We start from the raw sequence: 24,215 nt of genomic DNA on the forward strand, positions 1-24,215 counted from the left end.
AGCCTTAAGCCAGTTGGTAGTAGGAAGGAATGCGCTTGCTTGCATGCGTGGGCGTAATAATTTGTTCGACGGTGTATAGATGCTGCAGCAAGGAAACGTCGATATTCAGTTCTTTACGTAATTCATCTAGTCGTCGATCAAGCATGCATTCCAACGGAACATCAAATATTTCAACTTTGTTTGATTGGCCTGCGGAAAAGCCAAGATCATAAATGCCGAGGTCACTTTTTTTGAAGCGGTACTTGGCAGGGTAGAGTCGATGGGCACACCACTTGAAGAGTTCTTTCTCGAAACCGCCGATCCGCTTGGACGTTCCCATGGTGTACCCGATCACAAACGACTCGTCTTGGACGAACAGGCCACGCCCAAGAAGAACGTGAATCAAGTCATGGCGTAGCAGCGTACAGTTTCCCTTCAACGCCACCGGGCTTTTGGGGTTTTCGAGCAGTAGCACAATCCATGGGTAGGAGTCGAATTCATAGGTGGGCAGCGTTGAATAAACCTCGCCTAGCGTCAGATTTCCATTGTTCAAACCCGGATTCCAATTCGCCCATTCAGTGGGTTTGGTTTTTTTCGCTTTCTCGTGTGTCATGCCTTTCTCACTTTTCAAGCGGTGGTGTGCGGATAATTGTGTTCGAGGTAATTTTGAGCGGAGATAAACCTATCCGCCATCGCAATGAGAGATATGTCATGTTTGTTGTATGAGAAATTTAGATGGTCTGGCTTCTGCTTCTTATCGTGTATAAATTCCGGAAGTGGAAAGGAAACTGATCGAGTGGAAATGCACAAAATGCAATTGATGACTAGCATCATTCATGCAGACCGTCTTGGTGGTGTCGAACATGGGGGGCTCCACCAGGCAATTTATCCGTCTGTGCAGTACGGGTTTGAGCGTGTTGAAGATCTCATCAGCGTATTTCAGGGCGCCGCCAAAGGCGCGTTCAACTATGCGCGTCAAGGTACGCCTACGACGGCAGCGCTGGAAAAGAAGCTCACTCTCATGGAGCAAGGAAGGGGCACTGTTTGCTTTGCTACAGGCATGGGTGCGCTTGCAGCAGTCTTTCTCTCGTTGCTGAGGGCTGGGGATCAACTGGTTGCAAGCCGCTATGTATTCGGTAATACCAATAGCTTGTTTTGCACGCTGCGCAATCTGGGTATTGAGGTTGCGTTGGTCGACGCATGTTTGGCGTCCGAGGTGGCCTCGGCGTTGCGCCCCAATAGTCGGATGGTGTTCGTTGAGACAGTCGCCAACCCTGGGACCCAGATCCCGGATCTGGCGGGTATTGGAGTGCTGTGCAAAGGGGCCGGAATTCCATATGTCGTGGACAACACCGTTACATCACCAGCGCTGTTTGTTCCCCGTTTGGTCGGCGCTAGCTTAGTAGTGAATTCATTGAGCAAGACGCTTGCTGGTCATGGGGCTGCGCTCGGAGGTGCCGTGACCGATACCGGTGAATTCGATTGGGAAAACTATCCGAATATTTTTGAAAACTATCGACGGGGCGACCCAACGATGTGGGGGTTGCAGCAGATTCGCAAGAAAGCGTTGCGCGATATGGGCGCGTCCCTGTCGCCGGAGCAGGCGCATAAGATCTCTATAGGTATGGAGACATTGGCACTGCGTGTACAGCGCAGTAGCGCGTCTGCTCTGGAGCTTGCCCGTTTTTTGCGGACACATCCCGCCGTCGGCGCCGTTCACTACCCAGGCTTGGAGGAACATCCCCAATTTGAGCGCGCAGCTACCTTGTTTGGCGCGGGTTCCTGGCTCTTGTCATTCGACCTAAGGGATGTCGCCGCCTTGCCACGTGTGCTCAATGCGTTGCGCATCCCGGTCAAAGCTACCGGACTTGGTGACAGCCGTACCTTGATTATTCCTGTTGCTCCTACCATTTTCTGGGAGGCGGGCCCCACGGTGCGGAAAGAAATGGGTATTGGTGATGGAATGGTCCGGGTTTCAGTCGGACTGGAAGACCCCTCTGATTTGGTCCGGGATTTTGGGCACGCGTTGAGCTTGTCATGAATTGAATTCCCGCCCTGGGACCAGGAGTTCCGAGGCACGGCTCGTTGCTGCGCACGAGTTTTGGCCCGTAGCCTAGCCTGCCTTTCTACGCAGCCTCTCAGCGTAAACCACCAAGGGCACCGCCCCGATCGCGCACAGCGACATCACCAGGAATCCCCCCGGCGCATAACTGCGATACAACGCGCCTCCCAGCTGGATGCTGGCGAACATGAAAACCCCGCCCGACAGCAGCGCGTAAAGCGCGATGGCCGAGGTCTTGATCGCGGCAGGCACGTGGCGCGTGATGTACCACATGATGGCGGCGTTATTGCCCGCCAGCGTGAAGCACTGCAGCAGTTGCAGCGCCGCGATCAGCGCGGGATCGGTGGTGGCGGAGAGCCCGGCCCAGCGGATCGCGGTCATGATGGCGGACGCCAGGATCAGCCACTGGGCGCCCGTGCGCGCCAGGATGCGCGGTGCCAGGAAGAAGAACAGGACCTCGCTGGCCACGCCCACCACCCACAGCATGGATATCAGCGAAGTCGACAGGCCGCTGGCGGTCCAGTACAGCGTGGAATAGGAATAGAGAAAGCCGTTGCTGGCCTGGACCAGCGAGGCTGCCGCGATGCACATCAGCAGCGGGCGGTCGCGCAGGACTTCGAGCATGGGCAGGCGCCCGCTTGGCGCGGGCGTCTCGCCGGGGGCGGGGCGCGCCGCCCGGGGCAGCAGGCGCACGCAAGCCAGGCAGGCGATGATGAGCAGGATGGACAGCCACATCACCCAGTTCGCGTCGAAAGTCTTGATCAGGTAGCCGCCGATCACGGTGACCACGGCAAAGCCCAGCGAGCCGCAGGCGCGCATGACGGTGTAGGAACTGCCCTGGCCCCGGCCGCTGGCGATGGCCATGCGGTCCATCAGCGGCAGCACTGCCGGGAAGACGGCATTGAGCAGCAGGGTAATGGCCAGCAGCCAGGCGGGTGTGCTGCTGAACGGATAGCAGACGAACAGCGCCAGCGACGCCGCCAGCGCGGCCGCGATCAGCGCGTGCGCGCGGCCGGTCTGGTCGGCCACGTGGGCGACCACGGGCGTGGACAGGATCTTGGGCAGGAACGACGTGGCGACGATCAGGCCGATGACGGCGGGATCCAGGCCGCGGCTGGCAAACCACAGGGGCAAAAAGGGAATGCTGACTCCCTGCAGGCCGTAATACAGGAAGTAAAACCCGTGCAGGGCGATGGAGCCTTGCCTGGGGTCGGGGTTGCCGCGCATAGCGATGTGGGGATCCGGCTGAATTGACGCGCCGTAGCATACTCCTAGCCGGTCCGGATTTCAGGAGGGGCGGCGCATTGATCCAGGACATTGGCAAAAACTCGTTGGCGGATTTACGCTAAGGTAGTCGCGGCGCCTGCATGCGCCGCGCGTGTGTTTTCACCATCATTCCTAGGAGTTGCGACCCATGGCCAAGAAACTGGATGAGAAGACCACCAAAGCCCTGAAAGAGCGGCGCAAGCGCCCGCTGGCAACGCCGACCGACCTGGCGTCGGCGGCCACCAGGGATATTTCCGCGGCGCTGAACCAGATACTCGCCGACGTGTTCGCGCTGTATCTGAAGACCAAGAACTTCCATTGGCATGTCAGCGGCCCCCATTTCCGCGACTACCATCTGCTGCTGGACGAGCAGGGCGACCAGCTGTTCGCCATGACGGACCCGATCGCCGAGCGCATCCGCAAGATCGGCGGCACGACGCTACGGTCCATCGGCCACATCGCGCGCTCGCAGCGCATCTCGGACAACGACGCGGACTATGTGCAGCCGCTGGACATGCTGGCCGAGCTGCGCGAGGACAACAAGGTCCTGGCCGCGGCGCTGCGCGAAGCGCACAACATCACCGACGAGCATCGCGACATCGCCAGCTCCAGCCTGATCGAGAACTGGATCGACGAGACCGAACGGCGCACCTGGTTCCTGTTCGAAGCCAGCCGGGAAGGGGATTCGACGGGCCATTGAGGCCGCAAGCCGGCCGGGCGCGATGGGCCTCTGCCCGGCCGGCTTGTCCGTCTCAGAATGACGCCGTGACCGTCGCGTAGTAGGCTCGGCCCGGTTCGTTGTAGGTGGCAGCGCCGGCTTCGCCCGCATTGCCTTCGCGGTAGAGCTTCTTGTCCAGCAGGTTGCTGACGCCGATACGGAATCGCAGGTTCTTGTTGACCTCGTAGCCCGTGCTCAATCCGATCAGGGCGTAGGGGCTGACGCTTTGCAGTCCCTGGCCCGTGATGGTTTCGCCGCGGCGCGGGTTCAGGGTGGGGGCTTCCTGCTTGCCGTAGTAGGTCAGGTTAGCCTGGAACGACAGCTTTTCGGTGGCGAACCAGTCCAGCGTGGAATTGATCGTGTACTTCGGGATGATGCTCAGCGGCTGGCCGTTGTCCTTGCTTTCGCTCTGGATCATGTAGGTGAAGTTGGTGTTCCAGTCGAGGCTGGGCGCAAGCGGAATGAAGAGATTGCCTTCCAGCCCCTCGACCACGGCCTTGCCCGAGTTGCTCCATTGCAGCACGCGCGCGCCATTGGCCAGACGGTAGGCGATATCGGTGCCGGCCACGATCTTGTTCTTGTAGTCGTTGCGGAAGTAGGCCGCGCTCATGCGCCAGCTTCCAGGATCGTATTCGAAGCCGATTTCCTTGTTGACGCTGGTTTCGGGCGACAGGTTCTCGTTGCCCACCAGATAGCAGCCGTTCTGGTTGGCCTGCGACGCCAGGCAGCCGAAGCCGCGGCTGTACATCAGGTAGTTCGGATTCGACTGATACAGATTCGGCGCCTTGTACGCACGCGCGATGCCGCCCTTGAGCTTGAAGGCCTCGGTGACCTTGTAGGCGGCGTTCAGGCTGGGGCTCCAGTTGTTGCCGAACTTCTCGTTGTGGTCCAGGCGCATGCCCGGCGTCAGGGTGGTGCGCTCTCCGGCCTCGATGTTGTCCTCGACGAACAGCGCGTAGCTGTTCTGGGTGGTCTTGGAGTCGCGATTGCCGGGGGCCACGCCGCCGATGACCCCGCCCGTGTAGGTCTGGCGCAGGCTGGCGGGATCGTCCAGGGATTCGCGCAGCCACTCCACACCGACGGTCGCGACCTGCTCGAAACCGAGCTTGAATGGGACGTTGACCTCGCCCGCCGCGCGCAGGTTCTTCAAGCGCGAGGTGGACCAGCCCAGGTCCATTGGGCTGCCTTCGCCGCTGCCGGCCAAGCCTTCGTTTTGGCGCGCGTTGCGGGTGTAGTCATAGCCCATGGAGGCGCGCGACGTGCCCCAATCCCAGGTGCCGCGATGGGTCAGGCTGAGGCTCTCGCGGTAGAGCACATTGGTTTCCTTGCCGTACAGGCTGTCGGTGAACTTGCTTGTGGAGTTCAGCATCGTGTCGCCGGCATAGAGGTTGCCCTGACGGCTGAAGGCGGCTTCCAGGTCCAGCGTGTTACGGTTGTCGGGACGCCAGGAGAAAACCGTGTTCAGATCCTGATTGATCACGCCTTCGCGGCCGGCCGATTCCGCCAGGCCGTCGCCGTTGAGCAGCGAGCGGCCGGCGTTGATGTTGCGGGCGTCGGGGTTGGTCTTGTTGTAGTTGCCGTAGAGGCGGAAGCTGAGGGTGTCGCTGATGGGACCGCTCAAGCGGATGCCGACCCTGTTGGTATTGCCTTCGTCGCTGTTCTCGGGCTGGTTCAGATAGTAGGTCAGCGAACCGCTGAGTTTGTCCGTGGGACGTTTGGTGATGATGTTCACCACGCCGCCCATCGCACCCGAGCCATAGCGCGCGGCGGCGGGGCCGCGCAGCACTTCGATGCGCTCGACTTCCTCGGCGGGCACCCAATTGGTGTCGCCGCGCGTGTCACGGTCTCCGCTCCATCCATAGCGGATGGCGTTGCGGGAGGTGGCGGGTTTGCCGTCGATCAGGATCAAGGTGTTTTCCGGTCCCATGCCGCGGATGTCGACCTGGCGGCTGTTGCCGCGCGAGCCGCTGGCGCTGTTGCCGGTCAGGTTGACCCCGGGTTCGCGCCGGATGATGTCTGAGAGGTCGTTGGTGGGAGGCCGGCGGGCGATTTCCTCGGCGGTGATCACCGACACGCCCAGCGCTTCCTTGACTTCCTCTTCGGCGGTGCCGAGCACTTGCACGGTGGGGAACTGCTGGATGTGGGAATCATCCTGCGTCGAGGAGGTCTGCGCGGCGGCGCCGGCGGTATGAAGCGCGCAGAACAGCGCCGCCGCAGCGTAGTTCAGGCGTTGGTAGGACAGGGACGGCACGAAGTTCTACTCCACGGGGGGCGCAGCATGCGGACCGTGCGGGCAGGGTGGGGTTTTCACAACGCCCGACGCCGATCCGCGACCCAAATCCGGATGTGCATGATTTAATTGAGAACGATTTCTATTTAAGTGCGTTCAGAATTATGTCAGTGGGACTGCACGCCGGGTTTTGCGCCGGCACCACGAAGCTTTGCGGCATCGCCAATCGTTTGGAATCGGCCGAGGGCGGCGGCGCGAACAGCCCCGGAGCCGTGGCGCCATCGCTACACAGGATCCCCCATTACGGATTGGCGGCTCCCTCGCGCGCGCGCGCCGTCATGGAAGGCTGGTCGGATCTGGCTGAGTTGGCTCCGGGCATGGCGCTGTGGCGGCTGGACGCGCGCGATCTGCAGGGCGCGAGCATGCGGGCCACGGTGCGGCCTGGCCTGCACCTGGCCCTGGTCGTTGGCGGCCGCGTGAACGTGACGTTTGGGGAGCACCGGCTCAGCCTGGGGCCTGGCGCCGACGGCGTCGTGCAGGGGATGATGCTGTCCGTGTTGGAGCAGCACGCCTTCCTGCGCGAATCCTGCCGCGGCCATATCGAGCGCACGGTGATGCTGACTTTGCAGCCGCAGTGGCTGGACCGGCATCTCCCTGGCGAAGAGGGACAGGCGCTGCGAGCCTTCGCGCAGCGCCATCTGGCCCTGCAGACGTGGCAGGCATCGAATCAGGCGGTTGTTGCCGCGCAGCAGATGCTGCGTCCGCCCGCGCTACCGCCGCCCCTGTGGCGTCTGTATCAGAAGTCGCGTGCGTTGGACATCGTGGTGGAGGCGCTGACGCACGTGCATGGCGTGGCGGCCGAAGAGGCCGCACCGCTCAGTACGCGCGACCGCCGCCGCATGGCCGCGTTACGGGAATGGATAGACCAGGGCGGCGCCGACGCGCTATCGCTGGCGGAGATCGCCGCCCGCGCCTGCATGAGCATCAACACGCTGCAACGCCACTTCCGCGCCATGTGGGGCACTACGGTGGCTCAATACCTGCGCGACGGCAGGCTGTCGCGCGCGCGGCTGGCGCTGGAGCGCGACGGCATCAGCGTCGCGCAGGCAGCTGGCATCGCCGGCTACGGCAGTGCGGCCAACTTCGCCACCGCATTCCGGCGCCGCTTCGGCGTGCCGCCGGGGCAAGTCCGTGCTCGGCGCTAAGACGCGGCGGGGGGCTCGCGTTTCAGGTCAGCCGTGTTTGCCGAAGCCGCCGCTGGCCCATTCCGAGGCGCGTTGCACGCTGAGCTTGTACGTCGGCGCGACCTGGGTCTGGGCCAGTTGTTCGCCGGATTCGTCGTAGGCGCTCAGCACGGCATAGGGCTCGTCTTCGTCGGGAACGATATCCAGCTTGACGGTCAGACGGCCGGCGGCGGCGTCGATCTTTACGCTCTTGTGCAGGGTCGCGTGCAATTGCTGCTCGTGGCGGCGCAGGACTTCCCGGGCGGTCTTGACCAGGGTGATGAAGGCCGGGGAGTCGAGCGGCTTGGGGTTTTTCTTGTCGCGGCCCATGGTCCATGGGCCGACCAGGGCAGGCTCGGCCTCGCCGTCCATGGTCATTTCCACGGCCCAGCCGTCGTCTTCCTCGTTCTTGATGATCCGGGCGGTCCAGCCGTCGTCGCGCCACAGCGTGGGCAGCTGTTCTTTGCGGTCTTCGGGGGCTTCCGTTTCCGGTATGCGGGTATCGTTCACTGCTGTACTTCTCCTGGACTCGTTTGCCGGCAGAGCCGCGATTGGGGCGCGTTGCAGCTCCCGGCTGCCGCCGGAAACCGTTGCCGCAGCGCGAGCTCCATCGCGATGGCTGCAATTGCGCCTGCTGACAATAGGGTGCCGGCAACGCCGGTCTTGGCCAGCATGATACCGCCCAGCGTCGCGCCGCAGCCGATGGCGCAGGATGCAGCATTGCTTTTCCGTTTTCATCATTCACGCAATGCACCGGAACCTAAGCAACGCAAATTGATGCCGACCGTCGTGGAACGGTTGATCTGGGGCTATGGCGACGGCTCCACCATGCCCGTATTCGATACACCCCGCGGAAAACTGGGTACCGTGATCTGCTGGGAAGACTACATGCCGCTACTGCCCATGGCGATGTACGGGACAGGCATGAGCCGCCGTGGCTGAACTGATACGGTCGCAGGCACGTAGCAGTTTCCGGTGCAGCAAGTTGCATGAAGTTCGACGGTAAACTCCGATTGTTTGCAGGGCATATCGCGCTCGCTCTGACCATTTCCAACCTCTTTTTGCGTTGCTATTTTTAAGCAACCGTCAGAGGAAGGCATGGGGAAAAATCTCCGGTTCCTATATGCGGTCCTGCTGATAGCGCTCGGCGGCGCTGAGTTCGTTTGTCTTTGCCTGGCCCGCGAGTCGTAAATGAAGCTGCTGAAGCAGCGTTTTGAGGAAATGATGAATTTTTGGGTCCCTGTAGTCTTCGGTACGTTCAAGCTCCTGGTGTTGGGAACGGGCATGTTTCTCGCCATCAAGTCCCATTACGATGGAGAAAAAAAGGAAAAAGAGGAAAAGAAGGAGACGAAGGCTCCGTAAGGAGACTTCGTTGCTACGCGAGGTTTAGAGCGCGGCCGACTTTATTCAGCGCGGCCGGCTCCATTTATCGTCTTCAGTTCACCAGCACAGGCTTGTCCCGATACTGCTGCGGAAACGTCTTGGCCAGGTTTTCGACCTTGGGCACGTCGTTCACCATGATGTACATGCTGTACGGATGGCGCACGAGATAGTCCTGGTGGTAGTCCTCGGCAGGATAGAAGGCTTTCAGCGGTTCTATCGTCGTGGCAAGCGCCTTGGGATAGACGCCGGCCTGGTTGAGCTGCGCGATGTACGCTTCGGCGACCTTGCGCTGGCCGTCGTCCGCCGGAAAGACCGTTGAACGGTATTGGGTGCCGCTGTCCGGACCCTGGCGGTTGAGCTGGGTGGGATCGTGGGCCACCGAGAAATAGATCTGCAGCAGCTGGCCGTAGCTGACCTGGGCGGGGTCGTAGGTGATCTCGACCGCTTCGGCGTGGCCGCTGCGCCCGCCGCTGACGGCGTCGTAATTGGCGGTGGACGCCTGGCCGCCGGCGTAGCCCGAGACGGCGGAACTTACCCCCTTGACGTGCTGGAACACGGCTTGTACGCCCCAGAAGCAGCCGCCGGCGATGACGGCTTTTTGCGGCGCGGCGGCGGCGGGCTGGTCCATGGCCGGGGACGGAATGATGAAGGCGGTTTCCGCGGCGCTGGCCGAGGCGGCGCCCAGCAGGCCGCAGGCGGCGGCCAAGGCGGCGCAGAGTTTGCGGGGCAGGTGGGTGGCGGACATGGTGTCTCCTGATGGGTGGGGCGGCCGGGATTCAGGCCTGCGGGGTGAACGCCAGGGCCAGGCCATTCATGCAATAGCGTAGACCTGTCGGGCGCGGGCCGTCGTCGAACACATGGCCCAGATGGCCGCCGCAATTGGCGCAATGCACGGCGACGCGCGTCATGCCGAAGCTGCGGTCCTTGGTCTCGCCGACGGCGCCGTCCAGCGGCTGCCAGAAGCTGGGCCAGCCGGTGCCGCTGTCGAACTTGGTGGACGACGAGAACAGCGGGTGGGCGCAGCCGGCGCAGGCGTAGGCGCCTTTGCGATACTCCTTGTCCAGCGGGCTGGAGTAGGGGCGCTCGGTGCCTTCGCGGCGCAGCACTTCGTATTGTTCGCGCGTGAGCCGTTCGCGCCATTGCGCGTCGCTCAGCGTGTAGGGGAAGGCCTGGGCGGCGGCGGCCGGGCCGCCGCGCGCCGCCAGGACCGGGGCCAGGCCGGCGGCGATGGCCGCCGCGCTGCCCAGGCCCAGGAAATGCCTGCGGTCTAGTTTCATGACATGCTCCGGATCAGGGGCGGGCCGGGTGGGCGCTATTGCTTCATGCCATCCTTGGACATGCCGCCTTTCGACATGCCGTCCTTGGACATCGAATCCTTGGACATGCCGTCCTTCGACATGCCATCCTTGGACATCGAGTCCTTCGACATGCTGTTCTTGGACATCGAATCCTTGGACATGCCTTCCTTCGACATGCCGTCCTTGGACATCCCGCTCTTGGCCATTCCATCCTTGGCCATTCCATCCTTGGCCATTCCATCCTTGGACATCGAGCCGCCGCCCATCGCGTCCTTGCTCATGTTGTCGGCGGCGTGGACTGCCGCGGCGCCGAAGGCCATGCACAGCGACAGTGCGGCGGTGGTAGCGATTTTCTTCATGATGCGTTCCTTTATGGAGTGGGGTTGGGTATAGATTCCACCTAGCTGCCGCCGAACCAGTTGTAGCCCTGGTCCTCCCAGTAACCGCCCGGGTAGGTGTTGGTCACGAAAATTGCCTGTATGTGCTTGGGGTTCTTGTAGCCAAGCTTGGTGGGCATGCGCAGCTTCATGGGGAAGCCGTACTCTGGAGGCAGCGTCTGGCCGTCATAGGTCAGCGCCAGGATGGTCTGGGGGTGCAGCGCCGTGGGCATGTCGATGCTGGTGTAGTAGTCGTCGGCGCACTTGAAGCCCACGTACTTGGCGTCGAGGTCCGCGCCCACGCGCTTGAGGAAGGCGGAAAACGGCACGCCGCCCCATTTGCCGATGGCGCTCCAGCCTTCCACGCAGATGTGCCGCGTCACCTGGTCGATCTGCGCCATGGCGCGCAGTTCCTCCAGCCGCCAGCGGCGCTTGTCGGCGACCAGGCCGCTGACTTCCAGGCGGAACGATTCCTCGTCCACGTGCCGCACCTCATCGATGCCGTAATAGGCGTTGAAGGGGAAGGGCCGCGTGATCATGGATTCGGGATAGGTGGGCGCCAGCTTGTTCGGATCGAAGATCCAGCCCTGCACCCGGTCGTTGAAGCGCGAGACGGTGGTCAGAGCCTTTTCCACGCTTTCATCGTCGGACAGCGAGCAGCCCGACAGCATGGCCAGCCCGCCCAGGGTCAGGCTGCTGCGCAGGAACGCGCGGCGCGAGGGCTGTTCGACCCGTTTTTCCAGGATCCTGCCGGCTTCCTTGAGGATGGCGGACGCGTCCAGGCCGGGCAGGGAGGGGCGCTTGTGCTTGTTCACGGAGGGCTCCTTATTTGCCGCGGATCATGGCGATCAGGCTGCGGGGCACCAGCGCCACCATCAGCAGGTGGACCACCACGAACGCCGTCAGCAAGGCCATGGCAATGAAGTGCACGCGGCGAGCGGCCTCGTAGCCGCCCATCAGTTCGCGCAGCAGCTCGAATTGCACCGATTTCCACAGCACCAGTCCGGACAGCACCAGCACCGCGATGTCGAGCATCACGAACAGGTAGGCCAGGCGCTGCACCTGGTTGTAGCGGCGCGGGTCGGCATGGGCGAGCTTGCCGCGCAGCGCCGCGCCCAGGTCGGCGGCCACGCCGCGGGCGCTCAAGGGGAAGAACTTGCGCCAGAGGCGGCCCGTGGCCAGATTCATCGCCAGATAGAGGACGCCATTGAAGAACAGCAGCCACATGCCGGCGAAATGCCATTGCAGGGCGCCGCCCAGCCAACCGCCCAGCGTGATTTCCCGGGGAAACACGAAGTCGAACAAGGGCGAGGCGTTGTAGATGCGCCAGCCGCTCATCACCATGACCACCACGGCCAGGGCGTTGAGCCAGTGCATGGCGCGCAGCCAGCCGGGATGGACGGGGGCATTGGCCGGCGGGACGGGCGGCGCGTCGTGGCTTGCGGGGGTGGCCAGCATGGCGGGCTCCGGGGGCTTGTTGTCGTTGGAGCCATTCTTCCCCGGGGCCGATACCGAAGTCCTCACGCAAACTTAAATTAATTGTGATAACTCGGCGGCGCGGATTGGCGACAATAGGCGCATAACCCCTTTAGAGTTTCCCGCCCATGGACACGCCCCGACGCGTACTCATCGTCGAAGACGACGCCCACATCGCCGAACTGCTGCGCCTGCATTTGCGGGACGAAGGCTATGCGGTCGAGCATGCCGCCGACGGCAACGAAGGCATGCGCAGGCTGGAGGAAGGCAGCTGGGACGCCCTGGTGCTGGACCTGATGCTGCCTGGCATCGACGGCCTTGAAATCTGCAAGCGCGCCCGCGCCATGGCGCGCTACACGCCCATCATCATCACCAGCGCGCGCTCCAGCGAAGTGCATCGCATCCTGGGGCTGGAGCTGGGCGCCGACGACTACCTGGCCAAGCCGTTCTCCATGCTGGAGCTGGTGGCGCGGGTGCGGGCGCTCCTGCGCCGCAGCGACGCCCTGGAGCGCAACGCGCGCATCGACGCCGGCAGCTTGGCCCTGCACGGCGTGGCCATCGATCCGGTGGCGCGCACGGCCGAGGTCGACGGCCGCCGGCTGGACCTCACCCCGCGCGAGTTCGACCTGCTGCATTTCTTCGCGCGGCACCCAGACAAGGTTTTTTCGCGCATGGATCTGCTGAACCAGGTGTGGGGCTACCAGCATGAAGGCTATGAGCACACGGTCAATACCCACATCAACCGGCTGCGCACCAAGATCGAGGCGGACCCGTCGGATCCGCGCCGCATTCTGACGGTCTGGGGCAAGGGCTATAAATTCGCCGCAGGGCCGGCCGGCGTGGGAGGCGCATCATGAAGCGGTTCACGCTCACCCAACGGCTGTCCGCCGTGTTCGCGTTGCTGTTGCTCGCCAGCTGCGGCGCCTCGGCTTGGCTGCAGATCGCCGCCAATTCCCGCTACGAGCAGGAGGTGGTCCAGCGCCTGTCCAGCGGGCTGGCGCAGCATATCGCCGGCGCCAACGAATTGATGGACACCAACGGCTGGAAGCCCGCCGCGGTGCGCTCGCTGTTCGACATGCTGATGGCCGTGAACCCGGCGGTCGAGGTCTACCTGCTGTCCAACGACGGCCGCATCGTGGGCGATGCCGCGCCCGCCGGCCAGATCAAGCGCGACCGCGTCGACCTGGAGCCCGTCAAGCGCCTGCTGGCGGGCGGCATGCTGCCCATCACGGGCGACGACCCGCGCAGCCCGGACGCGCAGAAGGTCTTCAGCGCCGCGCCGGTGCGCGTGGGCGGGCAGGACAAGGGCTATGTCTACGTGGTGCTGCAAGGCCAGGCGCACGATGCGCTGGCGATGGCGGTGTCGCGCAGTTCCGTGCTGCGCACGACCCTGTGGTCGATAGCGCTGGTCGCGCTGCTGGGCCTGGTGGCCGGGCTGGCGGCATTCGCGCTGATCACGCGCCCGCTGCGCGGCCTGACGCGCGCCGTGCGCGCCTTCGACGGCGATGACGGGCAGGCCCTGGCCGCGCTGGAGCGGCCGGGCGACGCCTCGGAGCGCAATGGCGACGAGATCGCGGTGCTGCGGCGCAGCTTCGTGCAGATGGGCAAGCGCATATCCGACCAGTGGCGCGAACTTACGCGGCAGGATCAGCAGCGGCGCGACCTGGTCGCCAACATCTCGCACGATCTGCGCACGCCGCTGACCTCGCTGCACGGCTATCTGGAAACCCTGAGGCTGAAGGACCAGACGCTGGACCCGGACGAGCGTCGCCGCTACCTGGACATTGCGCTGGCGCAAAGCCGCAAGGTCGGCCGCCTGGCGCAGGAACTCTTCGAGCTGGCGCGCCTGGAATCCGGGCTGGTGCGGCTGGAACCGGAAACCTTTTCGCTGCCGGAGCTGGTGCAGGACGTGATGCAGAAGTTCGAACTGGCGGCCGAGGCCCGCCAGCAGCGGCTGACCACGGACATCCCGCGCGAGCTGCCGCCGGTGCGTGCGGATCTGGGCCTGATCGAACGCGTGCTGACCAATCTGCTGGACAACGCCATCCGCCACAGCCCGCCCGGCGGCCTCATCGAACTGCGGCTGGGCAGCGCGCACAACCTGGTGCAGGTGCAGGTCAGCGACACCGGCGAGGGCATACCGCAGGCGCTGCGCGCCGGCCTTTTCACGCGGGCCAGCGCCTTGAATCGCGGTCCGGGCGACGGCGGCGGGCTGGGGCTGGTGATCGTGCAGCGCATCCTGCAGCTGCACCACAGCGAGATCCGGCTGGTGGACCGCGCCGGTGCGGGCGCGGTGTTTCAGTTCGACCTGGCCGCGGCGCGCTAGCGGCCTTCTACGGGCCGGATGCGCCCAGGCTGGAAGCGGATGCCAGCCGCCGCACCGTGCCGCGCGACGCGTCCACGTCCAGCATGTCGCCAGTGGCGACGTGCCGCATGATGCCCTGCACATTGACGATTGCCGGTATGCCGAACTCGCGCGCCACGATGGCGCCATGCGACAGGTAGCCGCCTGCCTCCATGACCAGAGCGCCCGCCCGCAGGAACAGCGGCGTCCAGGCCGGGTCGGTGGACGCCGCCACCAGGATGCCGCCTGCGGGCATGGCCAGGCCCTCGGATGGCGTGCGGGCCACGAAGGCGCTGGCCTGCGCGCGGCCGCCGGCTGCGGGCGTGCCGCGCCAGGAACCGGTGGCGCCAGCATCGTCAGACGCGAGGGGCGATAGCGTTGTGGCAGCGCCCTCGGCGTATTCGGCGATGACGTCCTGATCCGGCGTAGCCGCCCAGGACGCCAGCTGAGCCCGGCGCAGGGTGGCGCGGCGGCCCGCCGCGGCGGGCGCCAGCGTGCCTTCGGCCAAGGCAACGAGTTCGGCGGCGGTCAGATGGAAGATGTCGTCCGCGGCGGCCAGGGCGTCGGGACGGAGGTAGCGACGGCCCAGCGCCAACGCGTTCCTGCGAGCGACCGCAAGGTAGGCGACGAGGACGCTGCGTGCGGCCTCGCGCTGCCTGCCTTCGATGCGGGCCGCGGCCAGCAGCCGGGCGATCAGCGGCCGCTGCCAGAAAGGCAATGCCGCGCGCAGGCGCTGCCGGGCCTGGCTTGCCGCGCTGTCCTGCCGGGCGCGCAGCGCTGCAGGGTCGGCGTCGGTCAGTTGCAGTACGCTGTCCAGCAGATAGGCGGGATCCTCGCGCCAGCGCGGGTTGCGCAGATAGGTTTCATAAACGGCGCGGTGGCCATACTGGCGCAGGAAGTCCGCGAAGGCCGGCTTGAAGGGGGCCCCATCCGGCAAGGCGCTCTGCCAGCCGGTGCTGTCGCGCTGAGGATCGCGCAGCCAGTCCATCACCCGTGCGTCGCCAGCAGCCAGCTTGGCCAGCGCCATGAGGGAGTAGCTTTGCGCCGCGGTCACGCTGGGTTCGCCGCCAGCCATCAACGCGGCCGTGAGCGCATGGCCTTCGCCTGGGCAGGCTTTCTCCACCAGTTCCAGCAGCTTGTGCAGCGCGCCGCCGCCCGATCCTTGCAGGAAGAACAACTGATCCGCCGCGAGCACGGTGAGGAACTGGTCCCACAGGCGGGCGCCCAACGCGGCGTTGGACGCGGGCGCGGGTTCGTCCAGCCAGGCCTGGGCGCGGGCGAACAGGCGCGGCAGGTCCCGTTCCGCCTGCTTGCGCAAGGGGGCCGCGCGGCGCAGGTAGCGCAGGATGCGCGCGCCATGGCGCAGGCGTTGGCCCAGCGTCAGAGGCGCTACCTCGATCTCGGGCTGGGGGCCGCCCAGGAGGGCGTTCATGGCTTTAGGCGGCACGCCCAGCGCATCATGGCCCACCCATTGGATAAGGGAGGCGTCCAGATACACCCGGCCCTGGAACAGCGCCGCGAGCCGCAAGCCCGGCAGAGGGGTATACCCGCTCAATTCAAAGCCCGTGATCAGCATGCGTTGCGCCATGACGCGCCCCGTGTCCCATTCCAGCGCCGACATGGCCAGCGGCAGGACCTCGCGGGTGTTGCCGCGCGACCAGTAGGCAGGCTGCGCGCGCAGCGCCGGATAGGTGTGGCGCGCCGCCGCGGTGACGGGGCGGGCCTGCACGATCCAGAACTGCCGCCCATCCCAGACCCATTCGATGTCGTAGCCGCCGCCGGCATAGTCCAGCGCGCGCGCCGCGTCGCGCACGATGTCGCCCAGGGCTTCGGCCTGCGCGTCGCTCAGCACGGCCTGGCCCGCGCACGCGGCAGGCGTGGCGGCAAGCAAGGTGCCCGCGCCTTCCGCGGCCTGGCTGGCGTGGCGTTTGGCGCCGATGCGACGGCCGGCCAGCGGCCAAGCCTGACGCAGATAGTCTTCGCGCAGGCGGTATTCGTCGCCTTGCGCCGCGCCGTCGACCAGCGACTCGCCCAGGCCCCAGTTGGCGTGGATGACCATCTCGTCATGCCGCCCCGACACGGGGTCGATGGTGAAGGCGATGCCCGAGGCGACCGCGTCGATCAGCGGCATGACGACCACGGCCATGCCGGCAGGGTCCAGCCCCAGCTTGTGCCGGTAGGCGCGCGCCTGCGGCGTCCATTGCGAATCCCAGACCTGCCGGACCGCGTCGATCGCCGCATCCGCGCCGCGCACGTTCAGGCAGGAAAGATGGATGCCCGCGAACGAGGCGTTCGCGGAATCTTCTTGCGGCGCGGACGAGCGCAAGGCCAGCGGCCGCTCGAGCCAGCCGCGTGCGGCCAGTTCATCGCGCAGCGCCTGGGCGACGGCGGGCGGCAGCGCCTGGCCCGGTTCGCGGTCGAGGCTAAGCGCGGCCGACAGCACGAAGCCCTCGGGCACGGGCACGCCCAGTTGCGCCATGCGGCCCAGCTGCCAACCCTTGCCGCCGGCGGCTTGCGGGCCGGCCAGTTCGGCGGCGGCCCAGTCCAGGGCGGCGGCAGTCATGCCGCGGCCTCGGGCTGCACGCCGCGCACGAAGAGGCTGATGGCGGCATCGAACTCTGCCTTCAGGCTGCTGCGGGGCTGGTCCAGCCAGCGCAGCATCGCGCCCAGGTACAGGAATTGCAGCTGATGGGCCAGTTGCCCGGCGGCAAGGTCGGTCCTAGCCTGGCCCGCGGCCTGCGCCTCTTCGATCAGCGCGGTGTATAGGGCCTGCATGCCGCTGCGCGGATAGCGGTCGTCGTCGCGCACGCCGGGCTGCAGCGTGGACAGCCGGTAGCGCAGGTACGGCTCCAGATAGGTCCGATGCGATTCGGACCAATGGGCCGACGCATGCAGTATCCGCGTCAGACGCTGTGCTAGGGTGGGCAGGGCGCGCAGCGCGGGTTGGAGGTCCTGGACGCTGGCCGCCAGTTCGCCATGGAAGCGGTGCGCCAGCAGGGCTTCCTTGACGGGGAAATGGTTGTACAGCGTGCCCTTGGAGACGTCCGCCTGCGCGGCGATCTGTTCCATGGTGACCACGTCATAGCCCAGGGTTTCGAACAGGCGCCAGGCGGTCTGCGCCAGGTGGTCCAGGGTTTGCAGGCGCTTGCGTTCGCGGCGTCCGGTTTCGGGCGTGGCGGATTCGGATGAAGGCAGGGCAGAGGAATTCATGATGCAAAAATAATTGAACGACGAATAATATTATACGTCGTTCAATTATTTTAGGAAGCCCCCGCGCCTGGGTCGGCTGGGTTCAGGCGGCGGCGGGCATCTCGCCGTGCAGCAGATAGTCCATCAATTCACGCACCGAACGCACGGCGTTGCCGAAGGGCAGCTTGGACGCGCCGCGGAAGAACAAGCCGCGGCTGACTTCGCCGCGCATGGCGGCCGCCAGCTTCAGGTCGATGCAGAATTGCCCGAAGCGCGCCAGGCCGTCGCGCAGCCCGCATTGCGTCAGGCAGTCCATGCGCTGGCTGCAGCGGCGCGCATCGCAGCGGGTGTTGGCCTGCAAGGTCTTTTCCTGGCGCAGATAGCGCGTGAGCCAGGGCGTTTCCACGGCGCGGGCGGGCAGGCCCGCCACGCTGGTGAATTCGGCCAGCTTGTCCGGATCGGCATCGATCAGCACGCGTTTGAAGTTCTCGTGCGCGTCGCCCTCGTGGGTCACGGCAAAGGCCGTGCCGACCTGCACGCCGTCGGCGCCGTTGGCCAGCCAATGGCGAACCTGCTCGTGGCTGCCCACGCCGCCCGCCACGATCAGGCGGGGAGCGTCGGAGCCCAGCGCCAGTTCCTGGAACAGCTTGTGGCAATCGGCCAGCACATGCTGGAAGTCGAAGCGCTCGCTGTGGATGTCGTCCAGCCGGGCCGCGCCCAGATGGCCGCCGGCGTAGCCGGGGTGTTCGATCACCACGGCGTCGGCCATGCGGCCCTTCTTCATCCATTTCTTCAGCACCACGGCCACGCCGCGCGCCTCGGACAGGATGGGCACCAGCGCCACCTTGGGGTAGTCGGCGGTCATCTCGGGCAGGTCCAACGGCAGGCCCGCGCCCATGACGATGGCCTGGGCGCCGCTTTCGCAGGCCTGCCGCACCAGGGCGGGATGGTCGCGCACCGCCTTCATGACGTTCACGGCCACCAGGCCGCGGCCCTGCGCGGTGTCCAGCGCGGCGCGCACCTCGCGGTCCAGCGCGACCTGGTTGGCGCTGTCGATGACGTCGCGGTCATGGCAGCGCTCGGTTTTTTCCATCAGATCGGGATGGTGGTGGCGCAAATCCACACTGGCGATGGTGCCCACGGCGTTCTGGCTGGCGACCGCGCCGGCCAGGCGATGGGCGGATACGCCGACGCCCATGCCGCCCTGGACGATGGGCAGCAATTCGCGTCCGGCGAGGGTGAGTGATTTGAACCACGTCATGATGAGTCTTTCCTCTTTTCAAGTGGACAGAGGCTAGAGCAAGGGGCATCGGGTCGCCTTGCGCAGAATCAAGTGCGGCAGCACCTGGCTCAACGATAGGCAAACTCCTCGAACCATTGCATCAGCAGCGCCAGCGCCGGCGCGCTTAGCGCGCGCACCGGCGGCGAATCAGGCGAGCGGCGCGCGCCCTGTACGGCAAAGCGGCGCACGCCGCGGCGCGCCAGCTCGCGCGCCAGGGCCAGCAGCCGCGTTTCATCCAGCCAGTCCGGATGCCAGGTAATGCGGCATTCGAAATCGAGGTCGGCCGAAAGCAGCTGCGCCAGGCATGCCTGCGCGGGACGCTGCGAATCGCGCCGGCCGGTGATCTCGTCATAGCCCTGGGCGTCGGCCTTGATGTCCAGGCCGACCCAGTCCAGATGCCGCAGCACGTCGGCCAGGCGCAGGGGATAGATGCCGGCGGTATGCAGCCCTACGCGGTAGCCCATGCGCCGGACGTCGCGGATCATCTGCGGCAGGCGCGGCTCGCTCAGGGGCTCGCCGCCGGAGAACACGATGGCGTCGAGCAGGCCCTTGCGCGTTTCCAGGAAGGCGCGGGTCTCGCGCCAATCGTAGCGGGCGGCGCGGGTCTGCAGCTCGACGTTGTGGCAGTAGTGGCAACGCCAGGGGCAGCCCGCGATGAATACGACCGCCGCCAGTTGCCCGGGCCAGTCCACGGTGGAAAAAGGCACCAGCCCGCCGACCGCGTGCGAATGCCGCGGCAGGGGCTGGGCCACCGGTTGCGGCGCGGCCGGGTAGGCCGGCCGCGCCGCCAGCCGCCGCGTGCCGGGGCCGCAGCCCGTGGTGGACGCGGCGGCTTGCGTGGCGCCTTCAGGCGCGGCGTTCGACGAAGAAGCGGCGTTCATTGAATTCGCCTTGTTTGCCGGTGTTGAAGGAAGCGACGGGACGGTGGTAGCCCATGACGCGGGTCCAGATCTCGCAGCGCACGCGCTGGCTGTCGTCCAGCTGCGCGGCGGGAGCGGTGGTGACTTCGGGAGCGATCAAGGTTTGCATGGCGGTTCCTCAAGGAGTGGATGCCGGGCGGCTGCCCGGCGGTCCGGTCCGGGCCTGTCGGTGACGGGGCCTAGGCCGGGGTGCAGCATGCCGCCTGCTTGGCCAGCAGTTCGGCATCGCATTTCGGGCAGAACTCGTGGTGCCCCGCCAGATAGCCATGGTTGGGGCAGATGGAGAAAGTCGGCGTGACCGTGATGTAGGGCAGCCGGAAGTTCGACAGCGCGCGGCGCACCAGCTGCTTGCATGCCGCGGCGGAAGAAACGGCCTCGTTCATGTACAGATGCAGCACGGTGCCGCCGGTGTACTTGCCCTGCAGCGTTTCCTGCAGTTCCAGCGCATGGAAGGGATCGTCGGTGTGGCCCACCGGCAGTTGGCTGGAGTTGGTGTAGTAGGGCTGCGTCTCGCTGCCGGCCTGCAGGATGGCGGGATAGCGTTTCCTGTCCTCGCGCGCGAAGCGGTAGGTGGTGCCTTCGGCGGGCGTGGCTTCCAGGTTGTACAGGTGGCCGGTCTCTTCCTGGAACTCGGTCATGCGGGCGCGCACGCGGTCCAGCAAGCGCACGGCCAGGGTGTGGCCCGCCGCGGTGGTGACGTCCTCGGCGTCGTCCGTGAAGTTGCGGATCATCTCGTTGATGCCGTTCACGCCCAGCGTGCTGAAGTGATTGCGCAGGGTGCCCAGGTAGCGGCGCGTATAGGGGTAGAGCCCCTGGTCGATGTAGCGCTGCACTACCTTGCGCTTGGTTTCCAGCACGTCGCGGCCCAGTTCCAGAAGATGGTCCAGCCGCTGCATCAGCCGCGCCTCGTCGCCGCGGCAGGTATAGCCCAGACGCGCGCAATTGACCGTCACCACGCCGACCGAACCAGTCTGCTCGGCCGATCCGAACAGGCCGTTGCCGCGCTTGAGCAGTTCGCGCAGGTCCAGCTGCAGGCGGCAGCACATCGAGCGCACCATGTGCGGCTCCAGGTCCGAGTTCAGGAAGTTCTGGAAATAGGGCAGGCCATAGCGCGCCGTCATCTCGAACAGGCGTTCGGTGTTGGGGTGATCCCAGTCGAAGTCGGGCGTGATGTTGTAGGTCGGGATGGGGAAGGTGAACACGCGGCCCTTGGCATCGCCGGCCATCATGACCTCGATGTAGGCGCGGTTGATCATGTCCATCTCGGTCTGCAGCTCGCCATAGGAGAACGGCATTTCCTCGCCGCCGATGTACGGGATCTGGTCCTTCAGGTCCGGCGGGCAGGTCCAGTCGAACGTGAGGTTGGTGAAGGGCGTCTGCGTGCCCCAGCGGCTGGGCACGTTCAGGTTGTAGATCAGCTCCTGCATGGACTGCTTCACTTCCGCGTACGTCATGGCGTCGCGGCGGATGAAGGGCGCCATGTAGGTGTCGAAGGAGCTGAAGGCCTGGGCGCCGGCCCATTCGTTTTGCAGCGTGCCCAGGAAGTTGACGATCTGGCCGATGGCCGCCGACATATGGCGCGGCGGCGTGGCCTCGACCTTGCCCGGAATGCCGTTGAAGCCTTCGGTCAGCAGCTGGCGCAGCGACCAGCCGGCGCAATAGCCGCTCAGCATGTCCAGGTCGTGGATGTGGATGTCGCCTTCGCGGTGGGCGCGGCCCGCTTCGGGCGCGAACACGTTGGACAGCCAGTAGTTGGCGGTGACCTTGCCGGCCACGTTGAGGATCAGGCCGCCCAGGCTGTAGCCCTGGTTGGCGTTGGCGTTGACGCGCCAGTCGCGCTGGTCCAGGTATTCCTCCATCGCGCTTTCCACGTCCACCAGCGTGTGGCGCAGCGCGCGCAGCCGGGCGTGCTGTTCGCGGTGCACGATGTAAGCGCGCGCCGTGCGCCAGTGGCCGGCCTGCACCAGGGCTTCTTCCACGCGGTTCTGGATGGTTTCGACGCCGGGGCAGGGGTTGCCTTCCAGCGCGGCGATGACGGTATCGGTCAGGGCTTGCGCGCCCGCCAGGTCCAGTTCTCCCGTGCTGCCGCCGGCCGCCGCCATGGCCTGGGCGATCTTGTCGCGGTCGAACTCGGCGACCCGGCCGTCGCGCTTGAGGATGTGCTGGATATGCATGACTGACACCATATGTAGTAGGGTGTGAAAACTCTACCACCACATATGGTGCGAGAATCGCCCCGCAGCGCCTGGATATCAGTCTTGCTTGATGCGCGTCAAACGCGCCGTTCAGAAGCCGATGCCGACGCCGGCCAGGGATATCGCCACGGCCAGCGCGGCGGTGCCGGCCGCCGGGCGCGGCGCCCACGACAGCATGCCGACCCAGAGCAGGGCGCCGGCGGAGAGCCAACCCAGCCATGCCACCACGCCCACGGTATTGCCCCACAGCCCGACGCAGGGCAGCAGCGCCAGCGCCAGCAGCAGCACGCCGGCGCCGCGCAGCACGCGGGTATGGTTGGCGGAGGGATCGCGGCCCCAGATCTGGTCGTAGTGGCGCGGCATGGCCAGGCTCAGGCAAGCCATGCCCGAATAGGTCAGCAGCAGCGCCATGGAAATCGCGTACAGGTCGTTGGTGTTCATGCGGCCGCCTCTGCGTCACTGCGGGGATTGCGCCGGGCGGGCGCGGTTGCCGGCCGCCGCCACAGCAGCAGGGCCGCCCAGCCCGATAGTACGCCGAATGCGACGGACGTCAGTTCAACGCCGGCGCTTTCCCAGTCGCCGCGCGCGATCTGTGCCAGCGGATGGTCGCCCAGCGTGGCGAGCGACAGCGCCGGCAGCAGCAGGCACAGCGCCGACAGCAGGGCCAACTGCGAGATCCAGGCGCGGCGCGGGCTGCACAGCCAGGCATGCGCCAGCGTCAGCGCCCACACCAGGAAAAAGCAGCGCAATTCCCACAGCGCGCGATTTTCCAGCGCCACCGGCAGCAGGCGGTTGGCCCAGAAGTAGCTGATGCAGGCGATGGCCAGTCCGGCCAGCGCGGCCACGTTCAATCCTTCTATCAGCCGGTACATGCGCGCCGTGGCGCTGCCGAATTCGCCGCCATGCTTGGCGCGGCGCTTGACCATGAACAGCAGCGCGCCCGTGCCCATCATGGCCGCGCCCGCCAGGCCGCAGATGAAGTACAGCCAGCTGACGGCCAGTCCGCCAAACTTGGACATGTGCAGATCGCTCATCACCTGGAACGCCAGCGCGGGGGCGCCGCCATGCACGCCGCCCGCCGGCCGCAGGCGCAGCAGCTCGCCGCTGGCGGAGAACTCGGCCATGCCCGTGGTGGCGCTGATGTTGCGGAAAGTGTTCGCGTCTTCGTTCCAGCCATAGACGCCGATGCGCATGGAGCTGTCTTCGGGATTGTTGATGACGATGGCGCGCGCCGTCTGCCCGATCAGCTGTTCGCCGCGCGCCACGATGGGTTCGAGCGCCGGCATGGCCAGCGCCACGCCGGTGCGCGCGGGCCGTTCTTCGCCCGTCAGCTCGGCCAGGTACAGGCGGCTGGCCTGCGGGCCCGCGCCATAGGTCGCCGTGACGGGGGCGGGCATGAGCTGGGCGCTGGAAATCACGATGCCGGTGTAGGCGATCATGAACTGGAAGGGCAGGGTCAGCACCGCCACCGCGTTGTGCGCGTCCAGCCAGGACCGTTGGCCCTTCTTGGCGCGGAAGGTGAAGAAGTCCTTGAAGATGCGCTTGTGCGTGACCACGCCGGAAATCAGCGCGACCAGCATCGCCATGCTGGCGAAGGCGACGATCCACAGCCCCAGGCCGGCGTCGTGCAGCGTGTAGTGGAAGTCCACGAAATGCGTGCCGCCCATCGTCGCGCGGCCTTCGGCGTCGTGGTGGTCGGTCAGTTCGGCGCCTGTTTCGGGGTCGAGTTCGGCATCCGCATACTGGCCGTTCTGGTCGAACCAATAGGCCGTCAGTCCGTTTTCGTGAAAGCGGTCGACCGGCCAGATTTCCCACATGCCAGCGCCGGCATGGTTGCGCGCCATGTAATCCACCGCCAGTTCCAGCCGGCGGGCGCGGTCCACCGGGACGCTCTCCCTTTGCGCAGCCTGGGCTTCCGCCTCCTGGTGCTCGGGCGTCATCCAGTGCGTGATGGGTTCGGAGAAGACGGCCAGCGATCCCGTCAGGAAGACGGCGAACAGCAGCCATGAGAACCACAGGCCGACCCAGGTGTGGAGCCAGGCCATGGATAGGCGGAAACCGGATTTCAGGACGAGCCTCTTTCTTGTTGGCGCCGCCGCGAGCCGGGCGGTCTGATTTTATTGAGAATGGTTCCAATTCTAGTCTAAATGGGGACGAAGTTGCCCCTGCTGTCGGTCTTGTATTTTTTGCCGCGGACGCGGCATCCGCTCCGAGCAGCCGCAGGCGATTGCCATCGCGCGGGCCGGGCATGGCGATTGCTGGGTAGGCGCGCC

General features: G+C 65.6%; 23 protein-coding genes and 1 pseudogene. 7 read left to right on the plus strand and 17 right to left on the minus strand.

The annotated features are described in order from the left end of the window. Window positions 1–4: 4 nt before the first annotated feature. Window positions 5–592, minus strand: coding sequence for a hypothetical protein (locus tag BRO63_RS13355; RefSeq protein ID WP_143219472.1), 588 nt, complete (start codon window positions 590–592; stop codon window positions 5–7). 189 nt (window positions 593–781) lie between these two features. Between BRO63_RS13355 and BRO63_RS13360 the strand changes: the two genes are divergently transcribed. Further along, window positions 782–2,020 carry a cystathionine gamma-synthase family protein gene (locus BRO63_RS13360; protein ID WP_088140266.1) on the plus strand — a complete coding sequence of 413 codons (1,239 nt, stop codon included), beginning with the start codon at window positions 782–784 and terminating at the stop codon, window positions 2,018–2,020. A 72-nt stretch (window positions 2,021–2,092) separates the two neighbouring features. Here BRO63_RS13360 and BRO63_RS13365 read toward each other — a convergent pair whose 3' ends face one another. Next, window positions 2,093–3,268, minus strand: a complete 1,176-nt coding sequence (locus tag BRO63_RS13365) for an MFS transporter (RefSeq protein ID WP_088140267.1) — start codon at window positions 3,266–3,268, stop codon at window positions 2,093–2,095. Window positions 3,269–3,455: 187 nt separating this feature from the next. Here BRO63_RS13365 and BRO63_RS13370 point away from each other — a divergent pair, with 187 nt between their 5' ends. Continuing rightward, window positions 3,456–4,007 carry a Dps family protein gene (locus tag BRO63_RS13370; RefSeq protein ID WP_013393536.1) on the plus strand — a complete coding sequence of 184 codons (552 nt, stop codon included), beginning with the start codon at window positions 3,456–3,458 and terminating at the stop codon, window positions 4,005–4,007. Between the two features lie 52 nt (window positions 4,008–4,059). On the opposite strand, the gene BRO63_RS13375 is transcribed toward BRO63_RS13370, so the two are convergent. Next, window positions 4,060–6,231 carry a TonB-dependent siderophore receptor gene (locus BRO63_RS13375; protein ID WP_373557775.1) on the minus strand — a complete coding sequence of 724 codons (2,172 nt, stop codon included), beginning with the start codon at window positions 6,229–6,231 and terminating at the stop codon, window positions 4,060–4,062. A 332-nt stretch (window positions 6,232–6,563) separates the two neighbouring features. Here BRO63_RS13375 and BRO63_RS13380 point away from each other — a divergent pair, with 332 nt between their 5' ends. Next, window positions 6,564–7,460 carry a helix-turn-helix domain-containing protein gene (locus BRO63_RS13380; protein ID WP_256943298.1) on the plus strand — a complete coding sequence of 299 codons (897 nt, stop codon included), beginning with the start codon at window positions 6,564–6,566 and terminating at the stop codon, window positions 7,458–7,460. 27 nt (window positions 7,461–7,487) lie between these two features. On the opposite strand, the gene BRO63_RS13385 is transcribed toward BRO63_RS13380, so the two are convergent. Then, complete coding sequence (locus BRO63_RS13385) at window positions 7,488–7,988, minus strand: hypothetical protein (RefSeq protein WP_088140268.1); 501 nt, start codon at window positions 7,986–7,988, stop codon at window positions 7,488–7,490. A gap of 252 nt (window positions 7,989–8,240) precedes the next feature. Between BRO63_RS13385 and BRO63_RS34470 the strand changes: the two are divergent. Both BRO63_RS34470 and BRO63_RS34190 read left to right on the plus strand, forming a co-directional pair. Beyond that, window positions 8,241–8,396, plus strand: a pseudogene (locus BRO63_RS34470) (nitrilase-related carbon-nitrogen hydrolase); the annotation flags it as partial. A 273-nt stretch (window positions 8,397–8,669) separates the two neighbouring features. Continuing rightward, a complete protein-coding gene (locus tag BRO63_RS34190; protein ID WP_179215091.1) occupies window positions 8,670–8,840 on the plus strand; it encodes a hypothetical protein in 171 nt (56 codons plus the stop codon). 73 nt (window positions 8,841–8,913) lie between these two features. On the opposite strand, the gene msrA is transcribed toward BRO63_RS34190, so the two are convergent. The 5 genes from msrA to BRO63_RS13415 are packed head-to-tail and all read right to left on the minus strand — an operon-like array spanning window position 8,914 to window position 11,994. Continuing rightward, the gene (gene msrA / locus BRO63_RS13395) at window positions 8,914–9,606 is read right to left on the minus strand and encodes a peptide-methionine (S)-S-oxide reductase MsrA (protein WP_088140270.1); all 693 of its coding nucleotides are present in this window, start codon (window positions 9,604–9,606) and stop codon (window positions 8,914–8,916) included. A gap of 31 nt (window positions 9,607–9,637) precedes the next feature. Beyond that, window positions 9,638–10,138, minus strand: a complete 501-nt coding sequence (gene msrB / locus BRO63_RS13400; RefSeq protein ID WP_088140271.1) for a peptide-methionine (R)-S-oxide reductase MsrB — start codon at window positions 10,136–10,138, stop codon at window positions 9,638–9,640. A 35-nt stretch (window positions 10,139–10,173) separates the two neighbouring features. After that, window positions 10,174–10,518, minus strand: coding sequence for a pentapeptide MXKDX repeat protein (locus tag BRO63_RS13405; RefSeq protein WP_088140272.1), 345 nt, complete (start codon window positions 10,516–10,518; stop codon window positions 10,174–10,176). Between the two features lie 41 nt (window positions 10,519–10,559). After that, a complete protein-coding gene (locus BRO63_RS13410) occupies window positions 10,560–11,351 on the minus strand; it encodes a molybdopterin-binding protein (RefSeq protein WP_088140273.1) in 792 nt (263 codons plus the stop codon). Between the two features lie 10 nt (window positions 11,352–11,361). Beyond that, window positions 11,362–11,994 carry a cytochrome b/b6 domain-containing protein gene (locus tag BRO63_RS13415; protein WP_088140274.1) on the minus strand — a complete coding sequence of 211 codons (633 nt, stop codon included), beginning with the start codon at window positions 11,992–11,994 and terminating at the stop codon, window positions 11,362–11,364. A 146-nt stretch (window positions 11,995–12,140) separates the two neighbouring features. On the opposite strand from BRO63_RS13415, the gene BRO63_RS13420 reads away from it, so the two are divergent. Together BRO63_RS13420 and BRO63_RS13425 are read left to right on the plus strand one after the other, a co-directional pair. Further along, window positions 12,141–12,869 (plus strand): response regulator transcription factor, encoded by a 729-nt coding sequence (locus BRO63_RS13420; protein WP_088140275.1) that lies wholly within the window; start codon window positions 12,141–12,143, stop codon window positions 12,867–12,869. Beyond that, the gene (locus BRO63_RS13425; protein ID WP_088140276.1) at window positions 12,866–14,338 is read left to right on the plus strand and encodes a sensor histidine kinase; all 1,473 of its coding nucleotides are present in this window, start codon (window positions 12,866–12,868) and stop codon (window positions 14,336–14,338) included. The genes BRO63_RS13420 and BRO63_RS13425 overlap by 4 nt, the downstream gene beginning before the upstream one ends. Window positions 14,339–14,345: 7 nt before the next feature. On the opposite strand, the gene BRO63_RS13430 is transcribed toward BRO63_RS13425, so the two are convergent. The 8 genes from BRO63_RS13430 to BRO63_RS13465 form a co-directional block, all read right to left on the minus strand. Then, window positions 14,346–16,919, minus strand: a complete 2,574-nt coding sequence (locus tag BRO63_RS13430; protein ID WP_088140277.1) for a PEP/pyruvate-binding domain-containing protein — start codon at window positions 16,917–16,919, stop codon at window positions 14,346–14,348. Further along, the gene (locus BRO63_RS13435) at window positions 16,916–17,566 is read right to left on the minus strand and encodes a TetR/AcrR family transcriptional regulator (RefSeq protein ID WP_088140278.1); all 651 of its coding nucleotides are present in this window, start codon (window positions 17,564–17,566) and stop codon (window positions 16,916–16,918) included. Before BRO63_RS13435 ends, BRO63_RS13430 begins: the two co-directional genes overlap by 4 nt. An 82-nt stretch (window positions 17,567–17,648) precedes the next feature. Then, window positions 17,649–18,806: an NAD(P)H-dependent flavin oxidoreductase gene (locus tag BRO63_RS13440; RefSeq protein WP_088140279.1), complete on the minus strand. Its 1,158-nt coding sequence runs from the start codon at window positions 18,804–18,806 to the stop codon at window positions 17,649–17,651. 89 nt (window positions 18,807–18,895) lie between these two features. Continuing rightward, complete coding sequence (locus tag BRO63_RS13445) at window positions 18,896–19,708, minus strand: anaerobic ribonucleoside-triphosphate reductase activating protein (protein ID WP_179215092.1); 813 nt, start codon at window positions 19,706–19,708, stop codon at window positions 18,896–18,898. Continuing rightward, window positions 19,674–19,856, minus strand: coding sequence for an anaerobic ribonucleoside-triphosphate reductase (gene nrdD, locus BRO63_RS13450; protein ID WP_088140280.1), 183 nt, complete (start codon window positions 19,854–19,856; stop codon window positions 19,674–19,676). The genes BRO63_RS13445 and nrdD overlap by 35 nt, the downstream gene beginning before the upstream one ends. A gap of 70 nt (window positions 19,857–19,926) precedes the next feature. Next, the gene (locus tag BRO63_RS13455) at window positions 19,927–21,921 is read right to left on the minus strand and encodes a ribonucleoside triphosphate reductase (RefSeq protein ID WP_088140299.1); all 1,995 of its coding nucleotides are present in this window, start codon (window positions 21,919–21,921) and stop codon (window positions 19,927–19,929) included. Window positions 21,922–22,032: 111 nt separating this feature from the next. Beyond that, window positions 22,033–22,383: a DUF3325 domain-containing protein gene (locus tag BRO63_RS13460; protein ID WP_088140281.1), complete on the minus strand. Its 351-nt coding sequence runs from the start codon at window positions 22,381–22,383 to the stop codon at window positions 22,033–22,035. Next, the gene (locus BRO63_RS13465; protein WP_088140282.1) at window positions 22,380–23,987 is read right to left on the minus strand and encodes a PepSY-associated TM helix domain-containing protein; all 1,608 of its coding nucleotides are present in this window, start codon (window positions 23,985–23,987) and stop codon (window positions 22,380–22,382) included. Before BRO63_RS13465 ends, BRO63_RS13460 begins: the two co-directional genes overlap by 4 nt. Between the last annotated feature and the right edge of the window lie 228 nt (window positions 23,988–24,215).

It is taken from the genome of Achromobacter xylosoxidans (assembly GCF_002192695.1).
GTDB classification, from domain to species: Bacteria; Pseudomonadota; Gammaproteobacteria; order Burkholderiales; family Burkholderiaceae_B; genus Achromobacter; species Achromobacter xylosoxidans_C.

Excerpts from the sequence above, each read along its gene's own strand:
- msrB (WP_088140271.1), bottom strand. The coding sequence starts at position 10,138 with ATGAAACTAGACCGCAGGCATTTCCTGGGCCTGGGCAGCGCGGCGGCC.
- BRO63_RS34190 (WP_179215091.1), top strand. The coding sequence starts at position 8,670 with ATGAAGCTGCTGAAGCAGCGTTTTGAGGAAATGATGAATTTTTGGGTC.
- BRO63_RS13465 (WP_088140282.1), bottom strand. The coding sequence starts at position 23,987 with ATGGCCTGGCTCCACACCTGGGTCGGCCTGTGGTTCTCATGGCTGCTG.
- BRO63_RS13365 (WP_088140267.1), bottom strand. The coding sequence starts at position 3,268 with ATGCGCGGCAACCCCGACCCCAGGCAAGGCTCCATCGCCCTGCACGGG.
- BRO63_RS13370 (WP_013393536.1), top strand. The coding sequence starts at position 3,456 with ATGGCCAAGAAACTGGATGAGAAGACCACCAAAGCCCTGAAAGAGCGG.
- nrdD (WP_088140280.1), bottom strand. The coding sequence starts at position 19,856 with ATGCAAACCTTGATCGCTCCCGAAGTCACCACCGCTCCCGCCGCGCAG.
- BRO63_RS13460 (WP_088140281.1), bottom strand. The coding sequence starts at position 22,383 with ATGAACACCAACGACCTGTACGCGATTTCCATGGCGCTGCTGCTGACC.
- BRO63_RS13430 (WP_088140277.1), bottom strand. The coding sequence starts at position 16,919 with ATGACTGCCGCCGCCCTGGACTGGGCCGCCGCCGAACTGGCCGGCCCG.
- BRO63_RS13355 (WP_143219472.1), bottom strand. The coding sequence starts at position 592 with ATGACACACGAGAAAGCGAAAAAAACCAAACCCACTGAATGGGCGAAT.
- BRO63_RS13455 (WP_088140299.1), bottom strand. The coding sequence starts at position 21,921 with ATGCATATCCAGCACATCCTCAAGCGCGACGGCCGGGTCGCCGAGTTC.
- BRO63_RS13360 (WP_088140266.1), top strand. The coding sequence starts at position 782 with ATGCACAAAATGCAATTGATGACTAGCATCATTCATGCAGACCGTCTT.
- msrA (WP_088140270.1), bottom strand. The coding sequence starts at position 9,606 with ATGTCCGCCACCCACCTGCCCCGCAAACTCTGCGCCGCCTTGGCCGCC.
- BRO63_RS13405 (WP_088140272.1), bottom strand. The coding sequence starts at position 10,518 with ATGAAGAAAATCGCTACCACCGCCGCACTGTCGCTGTGCATGGCCTTC.
- BRO63_RS13445 (WP_179215092.1), bottom strand. The coding sequence starts at position 19,708 with ATGAACGCCGCTTCTTCGTCGAACGCCGCGCCTGAAGGCGCCACGCAA.
- BRO63_RS13435 (WP_088140278.1), bottom strand. The coding sequence starts at position 17,566 with ATGAATTCCTCTGCCCTGCCTTCATCCGAATCCGCCACGCCCGAAACC.
- BRO63_RS13425 (WP_088140276.1), top strand. The coding sequence starts at position 12,866 with ATGAAGCGGTTCACGCTCACCCAACGGCTGTCCGCCGTGTTCGCGTTG.
- BRO63_RS13415 (WP_088140274.1), bottom strand. The coding sequence starts at position 11,994 with ATGCTGGCCACCCCCGCAAGCCACGACGCGCCGCCCGTCCCGCCGGCC.
- BRO63_RS13420 (WP_088140275.1), top strand. The coding sequence starts at position 12,141 with ATGGACACGCCCCGACGCGTACTCATCGTCGAAGACGACGCCCACATC.
- BRO63_RS13440 (WP_088140279.1), bottom strand. The coding sequence starts at position 18,806 with ATGACGTGGTTCAAATCACTCACCCTCGCCGGACGCGAATTGCTGCCC.